At 55.9% G+C, this 19,177-nt stretch carries 21 protein-coding genes; 8 read left to right on the plus strand and 13 right to left on the minus strand.

Annotated elements, in window-relative coordinates; translation table 11 throughout:
• Position 1 precedes the first annotated feature (1 nt).
• The 5 genes from SVU69_09805 (at position 2) to SVU69_09825 (ending at position 3,388) form a co-directional block, all read left to right on the plus strand.
• Positions 2-562 (plus strand): YggT family protein, encoded by a 561-nt coding sequence (locus SVU69_09805; GenBank protein MDY6943292.1) that lies wholly within the window; start codon positions 2-4, stop codon positions 560-562.
• Positions 559-867: a DUF167 family protein gene (locus SVU69_09810; GenBank protein MDY6943293.1), complete on the plus strand. Its 309-nt coding sequence runs from the start codon at positions 559-561 to the stop codon at positions 865-867. Before SVU69_09805 ends, SVU69_09810 begins: the two co-directional genes overlap by 4 nt.
• 154 nt (positions 868-1,021) lie before the next feature.
• Positions 1,022-2,173: a homoserine O-acetyltransferase gene (locus SVU69_09815; protein MDY6943294.1), complete on the plus strand. Its 1,152-nt coding sequence runs from the start codon at positions 1,022-1,024 to the stop codon at positions 2,171-2,173.
• Between the two features lie 2 nt (positions 2,174-2,175).
• Positions 2,176-2,802: a methionine biosynthesis protein MetW gene (gene metW, locus SVU69_09820; GenBank protein ID MDY6943295.1), complete on the plus strand. Its 627-nt coding sequence runs from the start codon at positions 2,176-2,178 to the stop codon at positions 2,800-2,802.
• Positions 2,803-2,938: 136 nt separating this feature from the next.
• Entirely contained in the window at positions 2,939-3,388 is a 450-nt protein-coding gene (locus tag SVU69_09825; GenBank protein MDY6943296.1) for a DUF4426 domain-containing protein, read from the plus strand.
• A 40-nt stretch (positions 3,389-3,428) separates the two neighbouring features.
• Here the strand turns inward: SVU69_09825 and SVU69_09830 are convergent, their stop codons facing one another.
• From SVU69_09830 to SVU69_09860, 7 genes are all read right to left on the minus strand, one after another.
• Positions 3,429-3,878 carry a TerB family tellurite resistance protein gene (locus SVU69_09830; GenBank protein MDY6943297.1) on the minus strand — a complete coding sequence of 150 codons (450 nt, stop codon included), beginning with the start codon at positions 3,876-3,878 and terminating at the stop codon, positions 3,429-3,431.
• Between the two features lie 71 nt (positions 3,879-3,949).
• Positions 3,950-4,270 carry a heat shock protein HspQ gene (gene hspQ, locus SVU69_09835; protein ID MDY6943298.1) on the minus strand — a complete coding sequence of 107 codons (321 nt, stop codon included), beginning with the start codon at positions 4,268-4,270 and terminating at the stop codon, positions 3,950-3,952.
• A 151-nt stretch (positions 4,271-4,421) separates the two neighbouring features.
• Positions 4,422-4,946 carry a molybdenum cofactor biosynthesis protein B gene (moaB, locus tag SVU69_09840; GenBank protein MDY6943299.1) on the minus strand — a complete coding sequence of 175 codons (525 nt, stop codon included), beginning with the start codon at positions 4,944-4,946 and terminating at the stop codon, positions 4,422-4,424.
• 6 nt (positions 4,947-4,952) lie between these two features.
• Positions 4,953-5,615 (minus strand): alpha/beta fold hydrolase, encoded by a 663-nt coding sequence (locus SVU69_09845; protein MDY6943300.1) that lies wholly within the window; start codon positions 5,613-5,615, stop codon positions 4,953-4,955.
• Positions 5,616-5,657: 42 nt separating this feature from the next.
• Entirely contained in the window at positions 5,658-7,514 is a 1,857-nt protein-coding gene (locus SVU69_09850) for a sodium:proton antiporter (GenBank protein ID MDY6943301.1), read from the minus strand.
• Between the two features lie 83 nt (positions 7,515-7,597).
• Positions 7,598-8,485 carry a PaaI family thioesterase gene (locus SVU69_09855; GenBank protein MDY6943302.1) on the minus strand — a complete coding sequence of 296 codons (888 nt, stop codon included), beginning with the start codon at positions 8,483-8,485 and terminating at the stop codon, positions 7,598-7,600.
• A gap of 125 nt (positions 8,486-8,610) precedes the next feature.
• Positions 8,611-9,309 carry an acyloxyacyl hydrolase gene (locus tag SVU69_09860; protein ID MDY6943303.1) on the minus strand — a complete coding sequence of 233 codons (699 nt, stop codon included), beginning with the start codon at positions 9,307-9,309 and terminating at the stop codon, positions 8,611-8,613.
• A 43-nt stretch (positions 9,310-9,352) separates the two neighbouring features.
• Between SVU69_09860 and sohB the strand changes: the two genes are divergently transcribed.
• The 3 genes from sohB to SVU69_09875 all read left to right on the plus strand — a co-directional run bounded on the left by sohB (position 9,353) and on the right by SVU69_09875 (position 13,818).
• Positions 9,353-10,411 carry a protease SohB gene (gene sohB / locus SVU69_09865; GenBank protein ID MDY6943304.1) on the plus strand — a complete coding sequence of 353 codons (1,059 nt, stop codon included), beginning with the start codon at positions 9,353-9,355 and terminating at the stop codon, positions 10,409-10,411.
• Positions 10,412-10,692: 281 nt separating this feature from the next.
• Positions 10,693-11,646, plus strand: a complete 954-nt coding sequence (locus tag SVU69_09870) for a diguanylate cyclase (GenBank protein ID MDY6943305.1) — start codon at positions 10,693-10,695, stop codon at positions 11,644-11,646.
• A 927-nt stretch (positions 11,647-12,573) separates the two neighbouring features.
• Positions 12,574-13,818 (plus strand): GGDEF domain-containing protein, encoded by a 1,245-nt coding sequence (locus tag SVU69_09875; protein ID MDY6943306.1) that lies wholly within the window; start codon positions 12,574-12,576, stop codon positions 13,816-13,818.
• 200 nt (positions 13,819-14,018) lie between these two features.
• Here the strand turns inward: SVU69_09875 and SVU69_09880 are convergent, their stop codons facing one another.
• From SVU69_09880 to SVU69_09905, 6 genes are all read right to left on the minus strand, one after another.
• Positions 14,019-14,996 carry a malate dehydrogenase gene (locus tag SVU69_09880; protein MDY6943307.1) on the minus strand — a complete coding sequence of 326 codons (978 nt, stop codon included), beginning with the start codon at positions 14,994-14,996 and terminating at the stop codon, positions 14,019-14,021.
• A 129-nt stretch (positions 14,997-15,125) separates the two neighbouring features.
• Positions 15,126-15,491: a hypothetical protein gene (locus SVU69_09885; GenBank protein ID MDY6943308.1), complete on the minus strand. Its 366-nt coding sequence runs from the start codon at positions 15,489-15,491 to the stop codon at positions 15,126-15,128.
• Positions 15,488-16,540, minus strand: coding sequence for a saccharopine dehydrogenase NADP-binding domain-containing protein (locus SVU69_09890; protein ID MDY6943309.1), 1,053 nt, complete (start codon positions 16,538-16,540; stop codon positions 15,488-15,490). Before SVU69_09890 ends, SVU69_09885 begins: the two co-directional genes overlap by 4 nt.
• 60 nt (positions 16,541-16,600) lie before the next feature.
• Positions 16,601-17,317, minus strand: coding sequence for a PepSY domain-containing protein (locus SVU69_09895; protein MDY6943310.1), 717 nt, complete (start codon positions 17,315-17,317; stop codon positions 16,601-16,603).
• Positions 17,314-17,850 (minus strand): FMN-binding protein, encoded by a 537-nt coding sequence (locus tag SVU69_09900; GenBank protein ID MDY6943311.1) that lies wholly within the window; start codon positions 17,848-17,850, stop codon positions 17,314-17,316. The genes SVU69_09895 and SVU69_09900 overlap by 4 nt, the downstream gene beginning before the upstream one ends.
• Positions 17,851-17,933: 83 nt before the next feature.
• Positions 17,934-19,088 (minus strand): porin, encoded by a 1,155-nt coding sequence (locus tag SVU69_09905; GenBank protein ID MDY6943312.1) that lies wholly within the window; start codon positions 19,086-19,088, stop codon positions 17,934-17,936.
• Between the last annotated feature and the right edge of the window lie 89 nt (positions 19,089-19,177).

Below are 19,177 nucleotides of genomic sequence, written 5' to 3' on the forward strand. Positions count from 1 at the left end.
CATGGGCCCCGCGTACTGGCAAAATCCTGTTTTTTTTCTTCTCAACACCGCATTCACATTGTACATGGTGGTGGTCATGCTGCGTTTTCTGTTGCGCTTCGGGCGCGCAGATTTCTTCAATCCGGTCAATCGTTTTCTATTCGAGGCCACCGAGCCGGTGCTGCGTCCGTTGCGAACGGTCATACGACCCTATCGTGGAATCGATTTTGCCGCACTGCTCCTGCTGCTAGTCCTGCAAATCGCCTATTACAGCGCCGTACTGACGATCTTGAAACAACCCATCCCGTTCGTTGAGCTGCCACGGTGGGCGTTGGCGGATCTCACCATTCTGTTGCTGAATGTGTACCTTTTCAGCATTCTCATCGAGGTGGTTCTGAGCTGGATCAATCCGGGACGCTACAGTCCGGCGCAGGCAGTGATTTATCAACTCAATGCGCCCGTTTTAAACCGGATTCGCAGCGCCATGCCCGCCATGGGGGGGCTGGATTTTTCGCCACTGATCGCACTGGTCGTGATCCAGGTCTTGAAGATGTTTTTGCAGCCGTTCACGCCCTGGCTGTGACAAACGCCGAACACTGGTATCGATGGGAAGGGGAAGACCTGATTATCCGCCTGACCGTGCAAGCTGGCGCCCGGCAGGACGAGGCGGTGGGCATTCACAATAAGCGACTGAAACTGCGGATACGTGCCCCTGCCCGAGAGGGGCTGGCTAACCGGCACCTGCGACGATTTTTGGCCGGCACGCTGGACGTCCCCATCTCCGATATCGAACTGATTCGAGGCGTAAGGCATCGCGACAAAACCCTGCGTTTACGGGCTCCCGGCCGGTGCCCCGAAGAACTGATTGAAGGCCTGAAACCGCGATGACGGGGCGTTCCCAAACCACAAGCTTGCCCTGCGGGGTGCATAAATTTAGACTGCTCCGTTTGGATCTTGGCTGTCATCGCCGTGCCTTCTGGGTACTCACCGAACGAGCACAGCCCCACCCCCATGCCGCTACCGTAAATACTTAAAAGGCACCATGGCTAAAACGTTTCCTCCGGATTCCGTCGGACTGGTTTTCCCCCAGAAGCGAGCGTTTCGTGAGCCGCTGCAATTGGAATGCGGGAAGTCCCTGCCGGAGTACGAGTTAGTCTACGAAACCTACGGCCAACTCAACGACGAACGCAGCAATGCAATATTAATTTGCCACGCCTTATCGGGAGATCACCATGCCGCTGGCTATCACAGCGAGAACGACCGCAAGCCAGGCTGGTGGGATACATGTATCGGTCCGGGGAAGCCATTCGACACCAACCGATTCTTTATCGTTTCCTTAAACAACCTCGGTGGCTGCAAGGGCTCTACCGGCCCCAACACCGCCAATCCCCAAACCGGCAGAATTTATGGGCCCGACTTTCCGGTCATTACCGTGTCGGATTGGGTCAAAAGCCAAAAGCGACTGGGCGAAGTATTGGGTATTGACCGGTGGGCGGCCATCGCCGGCGGCAGCCTTGGCGGTATGCAAGTGATGCAATGGGCGATTGATCAGAGCGAACACATGCGTCATGGAATCATCATCGCCGCAGCACCCAAACTCTCTGCACAAAACATCGCGTTCAACGAGGTCGCGCGACAGGCGATATTGTCGGACCCCGACTTCCATGCCGGACGTTACGCCGACCACGGCATGGTTCCGCGACGTGGGCTGATGCTTGCACGGATGCTGGGGCATATCACCTATCTGTCCGAAGACTCCATGCGGGATAAATTCGGCCGCGAATTGCGCGAAGGGAAAATCAATTTTGGCTTCGACGTCGAGTTTCAGGTTGAAAGCTATCTGCGCTACCAGGGCAGTTCCTTTGTCGATCGCTTCGACGCCAACACGTATCTATTGATGACCAAGGCGTTGGACTATTTCGATCCGGCGCAGCATTTTGATCATGACCTGGCCAAGGCTTTCAAAGAAAGCCTGGCCAAGTTTCTCGTCGTCTCATTCCGTGGCGACTGGCGCTTCTCTTCGGCGCGCTCGCGTGAGATCGTCAATGCTTTGACCAAGGCCAACAAAGATGTCTGTTACGCGGATATTCAGTCAAGACAAGGCCATGATGATTTCCTGATGCCCATTCCACAGTATCTCGCAGTGCTCAGAGCGTACATGGACCGGGTCGCTGAAGAGGTAAAGCTGTCGTGACCCTGCGTCCAGACTTGGAAATTATTTCGCGGTGGATTAAACCGCGCAGCCGGGTATTGGACCTCGGCTGTGGAGACGGCACTTTGCTCAACCATCTGGAACGGACCCGAGAAGTCACGGGGTACGGGCTGGAAATCGATCCAAAAAACGTGGTGAACGCCATCCACGCGGGCGTTAACGTCATACAGTTAGACATCGACCAGAGCTTGGGTGAATTCGAAGATCAGTCGTTCGACTACGTGGTGATGACCCAGGCACTCCAGGTTGTGCAACACCCCGATCGCCTCTTGGGCGAGATGTTGCGTATCGGGCGCAAAGGTATCGTGACGTTCCCGAACTTCGGGCATTGGAAGTGTCGAATTCAGTTGGCTATCCGGGGCCGTATGCCCATATCGGACAGCCTTCCCAACCAGTGGTACGACACCCAGAATATTCACTTGTGTACGGTGCGGGATTTCGAACAACTGTGCCACCAATTCGATTATCGGATTCTCAATCGTCGAGTCGTGGACTCGCATCACCGAAGCAACCGGGCCATGCAAATGGCACCCAATCTGCTCGGGGAAATCGCCTTGTATGGCTTATGTAGCGAACGGAATGTTACGAGCGGATCAACGCTTGATCATTGAACCAAACTATACTGTGTCCACTCTAAAACGATATGATTACCTTAAGAATCTGGGAGCGTGTTCCACAGTGACCACCTGTTTACTTCCAGGACAGAGATCGTAAATTTTCGCGTTAGCCAATCGTAGGAGGAGAGTCATGAAACGAGGCCGAATCTTCGTCATGTTGGCAGGCATGGTCATGGCGACTGTCAGTCCTTGGGCCTTTGCCGATCAGTTTCAGCAATTTGGCGAATACATTATCCATTATAATGCTTTAAGCACTGATTTCTTGCCCGCTGATCGAGCAAAACATTACGGCATCACCCGGAGCCGGAATCGGGGCATGTTGACCCTGGCTGTTAGGAAACAGTTGCCGGATGGCACCGAAACAGCCGTCGCCGCCGAAGTCGACGCCAGTGCGGTCAATCTCAATAACCAGTACCGGGATATCGCTTTACGCGAGTTCCGCGAAGATCAAGCCATCTACTATGTTGGCGACTTTCCGGTCAGCCACCAGGAAACCCTGCGTTTTACCGTGTTGGTGAAACCGGAAGACTCAGACAGTACGTATTCTGTGAAATTCAGCCAGCGATTTGTGACACGCTAGTGTGAATTACGGAAGAGCTTACCGGAACGAGCACCCGTGACTAAGAAAGCTCGTCCATAACGCGGAGTTTGATCTGAATAAAATCGGAGTGGGGGATGTAGAGAAGATCGGCGATTTTCCGCATCAACCCCTCCTCTTGTTTGTGCAGTTCCCCGTCGGCGTAGGCGGTCCGCCAGAGCAACTCCAGCACTTCGTTGCGCTCTCCCGACGACAATTCGCTGTTGAGCAGCGCGGTGAATTCGTGCAAAGAGACAGCAGCGTCGACTTCGTCCCGCGCCAATTCGATGAGGCCTTCGGTCTCCTCCGCATCCAGGTCAAAATGCTCGGACAACAGCTGACGAAGCGCCTCGGTTTCGTGTTCGAGATCACGGTGGTCCGCCCGCTGCATCTCAACCAACAACGCTGCGCTAGCCAGTTGCACACGATGCTCCGGGTCGGATTGATCCACATTCAAATGACCAGAGAAGAAATCCCGGAGTCGTTTCAACATCTCTCAGCAGCGTGCAGTTAGCTGTTTGAACCTTGCCCGCGGCGCGGGTGAGGGTCGGCACAGATCATTGGTTAGTTTAATACCCGCTTGGGATTATAGCGACCATCCTCGAAGCCGTTAAAAAAAACGTGTAAGTAAGCATTCTGCAATGGCTCCCCACTGCCATCGGCTAGCAAATTGAGTTCGGAAACGTAGGTTTGCGTCTCCGTCGCCTCAACCAAGATCTTGTACCAGGGTTGATCCTTGGGGGGACGGCTGGTCTTGATCTGCTCGTACCACTCGTCGTCGCCCGCAAATTCGGGATCGACATCGACGATGACACCCCGGTAGTTAAACATGCGGTGTTGAACCAACTGGCCCATCGCGAATTTTGCTCGTTTGATATTGTTCATTTCGCTATCTCAATCGTACCGATGGTGCAATGACCTACCATCGGCTTACTGGGTCATTCAATACAAGATAGCGGCCCGCTTGCAGGGATATTTAAGCGTGCAATTGCCTCAGCGCGGGTAACGTTAGAGACAACTGACGGCTAAGACGCGTTCAAACTTCGGACAATCGCGGCAACAACTGGACCAAGTTACAGGGCTTATGCCGGGCGTCCAATTGCGTTTCGATGATTCGCTCCCAAGCGGTACGACACGCCCCGGTGGAACCGGGTACGCAAAAAATCACGGTGGAATTGGCAATCCCCGCAAATGCTCGCGATTCGATGGTGGAAGTACCGATTTCCTCATAAGAAAGCATGCGAAACAGCTCGCCGAACCCCACGATTTCCTTGTCCAACAGTGGCCGCAAGGCTTCACAGGTGACATCGCGACCGGTCAGACCGGTTCCCCCCGTCGTTAGGATCACCTCGACTTCCGGGTCAGCGATCCAGGCCGAAACACGGGCCCGCAACCGATATATGTTGTCCGGGAGCAGATCGCGCCCCACCAAGCGATGGCCCGCGGACTCCAGCCCCACAACCAAAGTCGACCCCGAAGTGTCGTTTTCGAGGGTTCGGGTATCGGAGACCGTTAGCACGGCGATCCCGAGAGACCGAAAACGCGTTTCTTTTTCGTTCATACCGATCTACTCCAACGAACCTGTCACGACGTCCCGAATCGCAGTGACTACCCGGCGCCGTAACTCAGGCAACTGACCATGGAAAAAGTGGCTTGTCTGAGGAAACAATTCCACACGAGGCGGGCGCTCCAGCGATAGCGCCCAACGCAACACTTCGTGACTGGACACCAGCTCATCGCTTTCCCCTTGTATAACAACCCACGGAAGCTTAGGGGCTGAGAATGCGTCGTTCTCGAAATAGCTGACCGGCGGCGCCACCGTCACCAGCGAAGCGATGCCAGTGCAACGAACAACCGCACGCAGCGCCACGATGGCGCCGAACGAGAAACCGGCCAAGTGCACTGTCACATCACCGTACTGCCGCCGGACCCAATCGATAACAGCCAGACAATCTTCTACTTCCCCGACGCCTTGGTCATATTCACCCTCACTGTCACCCACCCCGCGGAAATTAAAACGCACGGCGGGCATACCGAGCTCGTTATATGCGCGAGCCAGGGTATACGCCACTTTGTTGTCCAGGGTGCCACCGAACTGCGGATGGGGATGACAAACGACAGCCACCTCGCCCCGCTCCGCTTTGGTTTCGGGCAGATCAATGCGCAGCTCGATGCGGCCAACCGGCCCGTCAATCAGGTGCGCGCCTCGCTTCCACTCCGGTTGGGTCATGTCAATTTCTTGAAAGTATCGCTGCGAAAGGTCACGTGATTCCTATTCGGGCAAAGCGGGCTTCGGTGGCATGGAGCCGGGCTTGGCTGCCGGTTTGCTTGCATCTCCTTTGGCGGAGGTAAACGTCACGATGGTATCGCCGATTTTCGGCTGAATAGGCCTCTGAATGGAATTCATCGTCAGCGCCCCGTCTTCGGCGATCCGAAGGACTTCAATGTCGTTCGTTGACCGCTTTTTTCGATAATCTTCGTAACTAAAAGTTTCCGTCAGACGGGTCTTTTGGAATTTCCAACCGGCTGAGTGACGGCGCCAAAGCTCTTCGTAGAGCGCCTCCTGACCAAAAGCCACTCGCCCTCGAACATCCTGGGCGATCCGCCGACGCTGACCTTTTTCGCCATCCCCCATGGGCAACTGGAAAACACGCTCCCATCCCAGGTCCGGCGCGAAGTTGCTGCACACCAACGCGTTGTATGCATCATTACTCGTAGCCGCCAATATCTGACCGATATCATGGAGCTCGATGGATTCTAGCGCCTGCTCGGAGAGTATCTCCGCGAAGTAAACCGGCACCCCGGCCAGTCTCGCTTGGCGCAGCCGATGCCATGAATTGTCAACGATCAGGGTGCGGATACCCAAGTCTTTCAGCACCCGACCCAGCTCCGTCGTCCACGGCGAAGCGCCCACAATCAATACGCCATTGCGGGGACCGCTCGCACTCAACCCCAATCGGCGCGCTAACCATCCCAAACTTAATCCATGCAAGACCACGGTGGCGAAAATAACGGCAAAGATCACCGGCAGCAGCAACTCGCCGTCGGGATAACCTGCATCCACCAAATCTGGGCCAAACACCCCGGCGACGGCCGCAGCGACGATCCCGCGCGGACCGATCCAGCCGACCAATAAACGATCCCGCCAATTCATGGCCGATCCGACGGTCGCCAACTGAACGGCCAGTGGCCGAACGACGAACAAGAGAACGACCACGAACAGCGCCGCATGCCAATCCAAACGGTTCAAGATGCTCGGATCCAAATCAGCCGTAAGCAGAATAAACACCACCGAAACCAACAATACGGTGATGTATTCTTTGAATCGCCGCATTTCGTCGAAACTCGGCAGACCCAAGTTGGCAATCACCATCCCCATCACCGTCACGGTGAGCAAACCCGCCTCGGCTTGCACGGCGTTGGCCATCGCAAATCCGGCGAATACAAACGCCAAAACCGTCGGCGCTTTCAGGAATTCCGGCACCCACGCCCGCCTGAACGCTTGAACGAGCAAATAGGCACCACCGGCACCCAAGGCCGCCGCAACCAGTAAAGCGGCACCCAAACTCTGGAATATATCGACCAATCCCTCGCCGCGGCTGGAATAGGCAAAGTACTGGAACACCAGTACAGCCAGTAAGGCGCCGATGGGATCGTTAATAATCGCTTCCCACTTTAGATATGACGCCGTCCGGCGATTGAGCATCGCTTGGCGTAATAACGGCATGATCACAGTCGGGCCAGTGACCACCAAAATCGCCCCCATGACCAGGGACACTGGCAATGAAATACCGCCGATCAAATGCGCAGCGAGTGTGGCGAATAGAAAGTTGAATGCGACCGCCGCGGTCACCAGGCGCTGCACGCCGGCAGCCGCCTCTTTCAGTTCGAAAGAGCGAAGATTCAATCCCCCTTCGAACAGGATGACGGCAACGCCCAAGCTAATGATGGTCCGCAAGCCCTCGCCAAAATCTTCCGAAGGATGAATCACACCGGCGACCGGACCCAGAAGTATCCCGGCGATGGAAAGCAAAATAATGGCCGGAAAGCGGAACCGCCAAGCGAGCCACTGACTTAACACGCCCGCGGCGACGACCAGTACAAACAGATATTGCCCGGAATGCTCCATAAAGCCTCAAGTTAGGGAAGCGGCATTCAATTGCCCGGAGAAAAATAGCTCGAGCGTGCCAAGTGGATCAGAGAGTTAACTCGTCAGCTGAGGAAAGTCATGGTACCGAACCCCGCGAGCTGCAGGCTTTGCTCTCCATAGACCAGCGTGCGATTGTAGACGACACCACCGGTACGGTTAAGGCTCTGCCCCAGCACCAATAGGTTTTCGTCACGCACCGACCTGCACCGAGTGTACTTCAATGCCACGGTCGAGGCACGGGTAATTCGTTGCCCCAAACCGAAGGAGGCAAACACCCCGACATTATCCGTGGCAAGCAACTGAATACCTGCCGAAAAACCGCCGACCCCATCATGAAGACGAGAATCATTCTCAACTTGCAATAGGCATTGCCCGGGCGCCAACGCGCGGAGCGACAAACCGGGAACACGTTTGGCCATGTTCTGATTCATCATCTTACCGATGTTGCTGAGCTCCATGGGGCCAGACCATAAGTTCTCGGGGGTTTCGCTCTGGCGGAGAAACTCAGCCTCGCCCTGGCCCGCGGGGAAACCGAACACCCAGTGACCCTTAGCCACCAATTGCCCGGCCTGATCGATCACTTGCGAGCTGGCGAATACAAACTGACGTCCGAGGCGCACAACCTCCGCAGTCGCGCTTAAATCCGTATTACGCGCCGCACGAATATAGTTGATGTCGACATCCACCGCCGTCAGATCCTCGATCGACACGGACTCGTCCAACTGCCGCGCAACAACGACCCAAGCCGCATCATGCAATAAAGTGGCGATGACACCCCCGTGAACGACACCGCCATCGGAGTTGAGGAGCCGGTCATCGTAGCTCACATGCAACGTTGATTGATCAGCGCTGGCTTGCCACTCAATGCCTAAATAACGGGCCCAGTCGTTGTTGGCGTAGATGCCTTGCACTGCTGAGGCGCGATCGCCGGCGCGTTGCTTCATATTCATATCCATATCCTTAGGTCATCTTCGACGAACGGTCGCGGCGATCGAGACCATCGTCCTGATAGTCCGCTATCAATCGGTGCGAGCAGATCCGGCTAAAACTATCACAATTGAACGCCATCGCGCTGTCACTCACCGCTAAAACGAAAATAGAACAAATGAAAATTTGCCCCCTCGTTCGGCGGCTGCAATCCGCCGTTAGACAGATGCTGAAATCGGAATCCAGCCTCCCAGCGTCCATCCTTAGGGAATCTGTACCCCAATCCGATGTGATCTCCGAATTGAAATGCGCTACCCAAGTCTTCGCCGTCGTATCGCGTGTGACTTAGCAGGTGAAAACCAATGCCGGCCTGCAAGCGGAAACGCCCCCAGAACGCGTCACCGTCATGGACGGCCAACCGAAATACCGGCGTCAGACCAACCTCCCATAAATCTTCTCCGCCTTGCACGTCGAACCAACGCGCCACATCGCCCCAGATTTCCATCTCGATATGCATCCCGTGACCCAAACTCAACCGATGGAACGCTGGCACAGGAATAAGATTCAATCGTAGTATTCGCCCACTATCCGGTGTCAACCCGACTTCCAAGTCCATATCCATGGCGATGACCGGTTGACTAAAAAGACTCAAGAGCGATCCCGACAGAACAAAAAATCGAATACCATGACCAACGCTATTGCGTTTCCCGGAACTGCGGCGGCATTCTGCGTTAACCGTAGGGGCGCCAAACAGGAAAGCCGGCGTAATCCACCAACGGGCGAAAAAGCGCCCGTCAATCCAACGCCGAGTGGCGGTTTCCGATTTTTTTCTCTTATATTGAAACATTCCGAAATCCCTGAATAACTCTAACTGGCCCGGGGGGCACATTTTGCTTCTAGAAATCTCGACCGAGTACGGCCTTTTCTTGGCAAAAACTGCGACCATCGTAGTTTTCGCATTGGTGATCGTAGGTGCCGTAGCGATATCGTTTCGACGAGGGCGCATTCAAACCCATGAACATATGGAAATCCGCAAACTCAATGATCGTTACGACGCCATGACGAAAGCCATGGAAAGTCGGATACTAGAAAAGCCTGTTCTACGAAAAGTTTTGAAGCAACGAAAAAAAAGCCGCAAGGAACAGGATAAGAAAATCCGCCGCATTCCCCCAAATTCGGAGCATGGCCGAAAACGCATTTTCGTGTTGGAGTTCATGGGCGACGTCAGGGCATCAGCCATCGACCATCTGCGAGAAGAAATCTCAGCAGTTTTACTCGTCGGCCGCAAACAGGATGAAGTTGTCCTTCGTTTACATAGTAGCGGCGGTTTTGTCCACTCCTACGGCTTGGCTGCATCACAACTTCAGCGGATCCGCGATGCCGGCATGACCCTCACCATTTCGGTGGACGAAGTCGCGGCCAGCGGCGGCTACCTGATGGCATGTGTCGGCCATCGGATCATCGCGGCGCCGTTTGCGATTATCGGGTCCATCGGCGTCATCGGCCAACTACCCAACTTACACCGGTTTCTAAAAAGGCACGACGTCGACTTCGAGATCCACACGGCGGGTGAATACAAGCGAACCCTGACGGTTTTCGGCGAAAACACCGACAAAGGTCGGGAAAAATTTCGCCAGGAACTGGAACAGACGCATGGCTTGTTCAAATCGTTCATCCGCGAGCATCGCCCCAGAACCAATGTGGACACGGTGGCAACCGGTGAATATTGGCACGGCTACCAAGCACTGGAGTTAAAACTCGTCGATGAACTCCGAACCAGCGATGACTACCTAATGACAATGAGCCAATCGGCCGATATGTATTCGGTACGGTACCGACGAAGGCATCCGATGGCGCAGCGATTCGCCCACGCGGCAGACGCTACCGTCGGACGCCTGTTGTCGCGGGCGCAAAACGAAGAACAACAATCTCGCTTTTATAAACACTGATTGCACCATCCCGCCGGGAGCATTTCCGGAGATAGAGAGGGCGGAGGCAATCACCAGGGTTGCCGCCGGTGAAAGAGGTCTATTCGGGGCAGGGCAATGGGGGCCCCGCCCAACAATCAAAAAACGACGCAAAGCAAGTCAGGGCAAGTTATCACGGATGGCGCAAGCGTCTGTGTATTCGCAGACTGCGCCCCGTCCTGTGGACTATCCTGCTCGGCTCGCCAGTCATCGCAGGGCTACTGCCCACAGCCACCGCATCGACGCGAGTCGAAGTAGTCCTCATGCTGGGACTTGTTGACCTAGCGGTCATCGGGTGCTTGCTGCTCAGTCGTAGCCCTTCCGGGCGGATTAATCCAGATCTGCTGGTATTGCTCACGATACTGGCCGTGAACATTCCCATCGCACACGGGACAACGTACATCGGAGGATTCAACAATCCGTTTGTATTTGCCCTAAGCTACATGTTTATCACGGGAATCATCATTCCGGCCCACCCGTTGGCGCTCGTTCTCGCCCACGCTATTTCGATCGGCTACCTGTTTTTCGCCAATTGGATCGACTCGGCTCCGGCAGCCTGGGATCAGGAGAAACTTCAGGTTGGCTTATTACTGCTACTGATCGCCACCGTATGCAACACCGCATCATTTTTCGTGCGCCGACTTCAATTTGCGGAATTTGAAGCCCGGGGCGAACTCAAACAACTAGCCAATCGATTTCGTGTGCTCGCCAACGTGGACAGCCTCACGCAAGTCGCAAACCGCCGCGCCTTCGACCAAGCGCTCGATCGAGAGTGGCGACGAATGCAGCGAGCGCACCGGCCCATGACGCTCATTCTGGCCGATATCGACGAGTTCAAACATTTCAACGACAACTATGGTCATCTGGCCGGTGATGTTTGCTTACAAACAATCGCTCAAACGTTGCGCGCCCATGTTCGACGCCCGGGAGACGTAGTAGCCCGATATGGCGGCGAGGAATTCGCCATTGTGCTCCCCACCGTGAACGCCGAACAGGGCAGAGAGCTGGCGGAAAAGCTTCGCCGTGCCGTGTACAACTTGAAGATCCCCCACGAAGGCAGCCGGGTCGGACCCTACGTTACCCTAAGCCTCGGCACCGCGACCCTCATCCCATCCACAGAATTCGGCCCTGGCGAGCTCATTCGGCGTGCAGACCTCGTACTCTACCGAGCGAAAGACAGCGGCCGCAATCGAAGTTATGTTTATTCCGGTGGCTAATGGCACCCAACGCTGGCCGGGCAGCTGCGGAAACTCCCATTCAACTCGGCGGACAATCATTGGTATTTTCAAGGAACAATCACACAAGCCCCTAACGTCGACTAGATAAAATCCGGACGCCAGTGGCGCGCCGCCGCAAACAACTCACAAAACATTCTTTTATTATCAATAATTTATTCCGACCCGCCGACTTGCCACGCAATCCCAAACGCGGCGTCATTCGCTCACGAAGCAGGAAGGCCACCCCAATCCAATGATTAATAAAAGCTATACTAGGACAAAAGGGGATTGACAACAAAACCGTCTCCACCTAATCTACGCTCCATCAGCTACCGCGACGGCTTCAAACATAAGCATGGCGCGACAGCAGACAAAGTTTCTGGCAATCGATGTGAAAACATCGGCCGTACAGCGTCTCCTCCTGAAAGGACCCCCTCGTCCTTTCACGCACTTTGCCCCCTGTCCTCCAGGGGGTTTTTTTTGCCTTGCGTTTTTGCGCAAAAAAAAAGCTTGGGCATTAACCCAAGCTTTTTAATTTTTGTCTCCTCCCAAAAGGACAGACCAGCCGTCCTTTCACGCACTTTGCACCTAATCCTGCCCGAACACCCTTTGTGGGTGATTGAGGAACGCGAGGCCAAACCATCGCGCCTTCTTGTTCTGGGAACTTACATTAGCGCAGCCAATCTCAGAAGTAAACCATGTATTAACATTTCGAAACGAACTATTAATATGGCAAATCGTTAGACAAACGAGCCACCCAGATCTTTAATGAAAGTGTCAAAAAACGTAACCGGGAAGGTCGACGCTTCGCCCGGGCACGTAATAGAGCCGCACCAAAACCATAATATTGACACGACACCGACGAAAAGCAGTCCCGGCAGAAGGGGGTAAAACACGGTGGAAGCGTCATGATAAAAGGGTGACCAGATGAAGGCTTTTCTAGTATGGCTGCGAAACCTGACCGCATACCAACAATTCAGCTTGGTACTGGCTTCGGCAGTCATCTCTGCGACACTCATTGCCCCGGTCATTTTCTATGCTGTTGAGGGAGAAATTCCGCTGGGAGTTTACGTGGCGGCAGCGGCAACCGCAGCGTTCGTAGCCTCTCCACTCATCATGCTGTTTGTCGCCATTGCTCGGAGCCTGGTGAAGAGCGAGGAGAAAATGGCCATCGTCACCCGCGCGAACAAACGCAAAAACGCGATATTTCGCTCGCTGTTGGACGCCAGCGTCAGCATGCAGACTGCGCACGAATTATCCGATCTCATGGACAGCGTATTGCAACAACTGGCACAGCTATTTCCGTCCAACCGATTCGCTGTCATCGTACGGAGTCACAGAGCCGACATGATACTTCATCTGTCCGCCAGCGGAATCGACGACAGCGAAAAACGCATTCTGATCGCATCGCACGAAGCCCTGATGGCTGGCGACAACGCGGATGTCGAGCGCGCCCTGCGCGAACGCCACGAAGGATCTCGCGCCAATCCCACAGATGATATCAGGTGGTATTTTCTGCCGATGCGAGCAAGCGGCGAGCAAACCATCGGCACCTTGGTGATTAAGGGCCCGCCCCTCAATCAGGAGTCGTTGGAAATCGTCAGCATCTTTCAGGATCAGCTGTCCGCGGCAACGGCAACCAAGTTGTTGGGCTTGGAATTGGAGAAGCTGGCCAACACAGACCCGCTCACGGGTCTTTTTAACCGCACCTACTTCCAGCGTGAACTCGACAAGAAAATCCGGCTTAAGCGTGAAACGCCGGAACTGGATTTTTCTCTGTTAGTGGTGGACGTCAACGGACTAAAAGAAGTCAACGACCAACTCGGCCACCAATCCGGGGACGATCTTTTAACGTCGGTAGCACGATTATTAACCCGTGCTTGCCGGTCGGAAGACGCAGTATGCCGCATCGGCGGCGATGAGTTCGTGATTCTCTGCCCCGGGACTTCCACCAGACAAGCGATTCATCTCGTGCAACGAATCAAGGAACGCAGCACGCTGAGCGAACGGAATTACCGCACCCCTGAAAATCGCGTAATAACGATACCCTTGAGCCTCAGTATCGGCATGGCATGCTCTGCCGATACTGCTCCGGAGGACATTTATCGCGTCGCAGACGGCAAAATGTACGACGACAAGAAAGCCTACTACCAAGACGTTGCCAACAGTTAATGGTCGACCGCCTATGATGTGCGTGGAAACTCGGGTCAGGCACGCCCGGCGACAGGTCCAAGGATTAAAAAGGCCTGCTGCTGATCCGCGCGAACGCTCACAGCCAGCAGGCCACGAGAGGATCACGCTGAATCGATCTCGGAGCCCGTTTGGTTGAACGCCCACTCGGATCAATTCAGCATTTGCCCCCTGGAAGATCGTTACAGGAGCTCGGCAACGCCCGCACGTTCTTCCAGCAACTCCTGGTAGGTCGCGTCCATACGGCTGCGGCTGAAATCGTTGATGTCCAATCCCTGAACGATCTCGTAGGTACCTTTGGCGCAAGTGACGGGGTAGGAGTAGATCACCCCTTCCGGAATTCCGTAACTACCGTCTGACGGCACCGCCATGCTCACCCAATCGTCTTGAGGCGTACCCATAGCCCAGGTTCGCATATGGTCGATGGCGGCAGCGGCAGCCGAGGCGGCTGATGAGGCGCCGCGAGCCTTGATGATGGCAGCGCCGCGCTGCTGAACAGTGGGAATAAAATCGTCTTTAAGCCATGCCTGATCAACTTGATTGACGACAGTCTCGCCCTTGACGGTGGCGTGATGAATATCGGGGTATTGCGTGGCGGAGTGATTGCCCCAAATGGTCATTCGGCGTATATCGTTGACGTGAACACCCAGCTTCAGGGCCAGCTGGCATAGCGCCCGATTGTGGTCTAATCGGGTCATGGCCGTAAAATTGCGACGATCCAGATCCGGTGCGTTGCTGGCAGCGATCAGGGCATTGGTGTTGGCGGGGTTACCGACCACCAAGACTTTGACGTCCCGGCTGGCGTGGTCATTTAGCGCTTTGCCTTGAACCGAGAAAATCTGTGCGTTCGCCTGCAAAAGGTCTTTACGCTCCATACCCGGCCCCCGGGGTCGCGCACCCACCAACATCGCGTAGTCCGCGTCTTTGAAAGCAACAGCCGGGTCATCGGTCGCGACGACGTCCACCAAAGTAGGGAACGCGCAATCGAGAAGTTCCATGACCACACCCTGAAGGGCATCTTGCGCTTGCGGAATTTCCAGCAGCTGCAAAATCACGGGCTGATCTGCTCCGAGCATGTTGCCAGCCGCAATACGAAAATTCAGCGCGTAGCCAATTTGGCCGGCGCCACCGGTTACCGCAATACGTACTGGCTGCTTCATTGCATTCACTCCTTATATGATCGCGTTCTGGCTCCGCTTGGCGTTCGCCCGGACCCCCCATGCCATAAAATTCGACGGCGGCAAAGTCTATCAAAAACCCCAGGCCTTTGACGACTTGAACGGATAGCCTCAACCGTCGCCCAAGCACTCGGAAAATAGCCCAAGGACGGTGCCGTCGGGTGTTTGAATGCGTCCGTAATAGCCGTAATTCGGTATGGTTTGAGGCGACTCGATGATTTCGCCGCCCAGTTCGACCGCTTTTCGAAGTTTGGAACGAATGGCATCGACGCGGACAAAGCCCTGGCAATCGCCTTCACCGACTCGCTCGGCACATTGCAACAAGCCGATTTTTGGGCCTTGGTCGGGGACGCATTCGGCGAACCGAGACCCCATCGCCCGAAACTGCCAACCGAGCAGTTCGCGCAGAAACTCGCAGGTGCCCAGCAAATCGCGACACCGCCATTCAACGTGCGATAAGACGGCCTGGGCGGTCATGCATCTTCCCGAACAACGTCATCGAACTGTAAGACAAAATCAGCGCCGAACAAGCCCGCCGGCGTCTGAAATCCCGGCCTCCCGTCGCCGCCGGCCACCCGTCTGGCCAATTCCAGCGCCGTCCAGGCGGTCAAAGTGTAACCGTTCGGCAGCCGCAAGATCGCCCGCTGACACGCCCCCGACGGATTACAAGCCTCCCCCCAGACAATCGTCGTCGCCTTCGCCCGCGTTTGCGCATCGGGGCCGGCGGGACGGGCGTCAACGCGTTGTTTAAGAAAATCTTTCACGAACCGGGGCCGCAAAGCCCACGAAAAGTAGCGCATCATACGCATCGCCGCAGCCATTAAGGACGGCACAGCAAGATAAACGCAGACATTGGGTATGCCGGTGGTGTAAAACGCCGTGGAAACATCACCCCAGGGAATCGTCACGGCCGGCCTGGAGCCCCACCCCATATCAATGTTACGCCGACGATAGGCAGTCGGGACCGACACCAACTCACCGTTACGGCGTACCATACCCCCCTGATCGATGCTCTCGATCATGGTCACTGCAGTCCCGTGCGAGACCGCATCCAGTCCCGTAAAGGCCAGTGACAATTCGGTGGCATCGGGCAGCTGAGCTTTGAGATAGGCGGCCATGCAATCGGTGGGGACCACATCGAAACCGCACCCGGGAAGCAACGTGACGCCGACATCGCGCGCTTGCTGGTCGCGTTTGGCGAGGTCCTCGAACACCTCAATCTCGCCGGTAATGTCCAAGTAGTGGACTTGGTTTCGAATGCAGCCATCGACCATCGGTCGGGCCGTGCGGACAAACGGGCCGGCACAGTTCAAAACAGCCTGGATTCCATCCAGTCCCGCATCAATGGACGCCGGAGAACCCAGATCAAGTACGCGATATTCCCATCCGTATTGTTCTGCTAAGGGCTGAAGACGGGCCTCATCCCGGCCTGCCAGGATCAGCGACAGCGCCTGGCCGGCGGCATGCTCCAAAATAAGTTTCGCCGTGTAACCGTAAGCACCATAAATGAGGATATTTCCGGCCATGGGCAAGCATCTCCAATCGACCTGAAGGATATGTTCCGTGAGGGGTTATGGGCCGAGGCACTAGCCTCGCCGACGTGACCAAATTAACAAACCGCTCACGGCGAGCAAGAGTAGCGCGAGCGCAACCAAATCCATCAACCAGGGCCCCCACCACCCCAGGATACGACCGGAATGGGCGTCGGCAATCACGCGCTGCCACGTGAGTACGCGCTCTCGGTAGGAGGCTCTGATGGCAGCCTGCTGTTCGACTTCCAGCGTCACGGGGTCGGACCACGACACCGAAGCATCAGGTGCGCGCGCCCATACGAGCAGATCGCCATCGGCCACAAAAATCTGTTGTGCCGAGGCTGCAGCCAAATGACCGTTACCGAGTAAACCGATGCGCGTAACCGGTCGCGGGACTCCGTGAACGGCTTCAATACGCTCGATGATGCGGCCGGCATCATCAAACCACAGCAGCTGATCGGGAAACGCCACGATGATACCCGGCGCCATGGGCACGGCCCCCACCGGCGCCATCGGCGCTTCGCCGACCCACCGGCCATCGAAATAGATCTGCCCACCTAACGTGACAATGGTATGACCGGCCACACGATAGCCGACCAGATCCGAAGGCGCTTCGATACCGTACCAGTCCAGCAGACTGTCCATACACACGTATCGTTCGCTCAAGCCGAAACGGTCCGCATGATGCATCAGCCAGCCGCTGACCGCCAGAAAGACCAAAAAGCACGCGGCGCCGAGACCGACGTATCGATGGAGGTGATATCGGTTCACTCGCCACCACCCGAATCCATCACCGCGCTGTGAAACAGCAGCGCCAGGCGAGAGACACGCGTCAGGGCGCGCGAGGACAGGGTCGCGCCGGAGATACCGTCGATCGTTCGGTCAAGGGCGAAATCGTCTTGGACCAGCGCGGCCCCCTTGAACTGCCGGGTAAAGTACGCGTGCCGGACCTCGCCGCCCCGGCTTTCTCGATAAACCAGTACCCGGACCCGCTCGATACGAGCATCCTCCACGACAATTCCCACCGTGATCGGTTGCTCTTTGCCGATTTCGTCAAGAATCCACGCCGTCCGATTCCCATCCTGCCAATATCGAGTCCGTAGGAACGGCACCTGATGACCCAAAACCGACCCGGCCTGATCACGCAGCGCATCGGTCACCCACAAGACTTCGGGCGCCGGCTCGAAGCCGTCGAACGCCTCGTCGACGAACTGCTCCGGACTCTGATAAGTCGTTTCCGCCCCACCGACCAGGACTACCCAGAACAGCAGCACGCCAGTCACTCTCGCCGCCAGTTTTCGCATGGTCCCTATTCTACTCAACAAAAAGCACGGCAGCGGTTTCAACGCTGCCGTGCTCGTGGCTTGCCTGTATCAGAGCTTCGACGTCAGAACTGATAGCCAATTCCCAGATTAAAGCCGTCGAAACCGTCAGCTCCTTCCGGTGCGTCCTGCCATTGGTAGTCGGCTTTGAGCACAACCTGCGGGTGGGGCCAGTAGTTGACGCCGACGTCTACTTGGCTGTAACTACTGTCCACGTCGTCGCCTGCCGCGTTGTCCCACTCGTTATAGCGAGCAAAAACGCCCAATTGCTCCCCGAAACGCCAGGAAGGCTCAATGTACCAGCCGTCTTGCACGTCGCGACCGACCAGCTCGGCGGCATCACCGTCCAGATCCCAGCGGGCATACAACGCACGCAAACCGAGAGGTCCACGTTGGTAAATGGCGTGGGTCTCAACCAGGGTGGCGGCCGTTTCTTCCGGGCCATCGCCTTGGGTGATATCGGACTGGTATTGCCCAGTCAGCGCCAACTCCAGCCCTGCCAGACCGCGCCATAGCAGACGCGCGGTACCCGCCAGATCATCGGCATCCGCCTCCGAGACTTTCTGCCGAGCACTGCGGATATTGAAGTCGTCGGTTTTCAAACCGGAGTGCAGCGCCACATCGTAACGCCAACCTTGCCCGAATTCTCCGTTCAGCGCCGCGCCGCCCTCCCACCAGGTGGTGGGAATAATGTTCTTCTCAACCGGGTTTCGCTCAACACCAAAGAAAGTAGGCGGCTCATGCGTCTCGTTTAGAATACCCACCGGCAGGAGAAACAAGCCGCCCCAAACGCGAGTATGCTCAGCGAGATCGAATTCAACATAAGCCTGCTCGAGCTCGACTTCCCCCTCTTGGCCATCGCCGGCCACGGCATGCTCCAATTCAACCTCTGATTTGAAGCGAATTCGGTCGCTGAAGTCGTATCCGAAGAACAGCACGAAGCGGTGGAAGTCGATTTCCCGCTTCTTCTCCCCGGATTCATCACCTTCAAGATAGTTGTAGTGAAGCTCGCCATAACCCCCGATATGGACGTTATTGGTCGAGCTGCCTTGTTCTGCTTCCAGCATCGAAACCGTCGCATCCAAGCGCTGTTCCGTTCGCTCTAAACGCTCGCGAAGCTCGTCAATTTCTTCATCGGTCGCCGCGCCGACCGGGCTTATCCCTAATGCGACCATGGTGAGGCCCACGGCACCCGCTGTTGTCCACTTATTCACGCCCACGGACACTATTCTCCCTGCCGAAATGATGATGGTTGCGTCGGTGTGATGACACCGGGGAGAAAACTATACGGCGATGATAACCGTAACGC

The organism is Pseudomonadota bacterium, from assembly GCA_034189865.1.
GTDB lineage: Bacteria > Pseudomonadota > Gammaproteobacteria > UBA5335 > UBA5335 > JAXHTV01.